Consider the following 255-nt stretch of genomic DNA (forward strand, 5'->3'; position numbering starts at 1 on the left):
CGAATGGGCTTGCCCAGGAACTCGATGTCGCCCGCGGCCATGGGCTGCGTGCCCGTCACGGCTTTCAAGGTCGTGGTCTTGCCCGCGCCGTTGGCGCCGATGAGGCTGATGAGCTCGCCTTGCTGCACCTCGAAGCTGATGCCCTTGACGGCCTGGATGCCGCCGTAGGCCACCTTCAGGCCGTTGACCTTGAGCATGGTGTTGCTTGTCGTCATGCCTGCTCCTTCAATGCTGGCCGGCGCCGAGGTAGGCCTC

General features: G+C 65.1%; 1 protein-coding gene. It reads right to left on the bottom strand.

The window, feature by feature from the left end:
• A partial coding sequence (locus SM757_RS35330) for an ATP-binding cassette domain-containing protein (protein ID WP_322468914.1) occupies nt 1-197 on the bottom strand: 197 nt, incomplete at its 3' end.
• Nucleotides 198-255 lie beyond the last annotated feature (58 nt).

It is taken from the genome of Azohydromonas lata (assembly GCF_034427735.1).
GTDB lineage: Bacteria > Pseudomonadota > Gammaproteobacteria > Burkholderiales > Burkholderiaceae_C > Azohydromonas > Azohydromonas lata.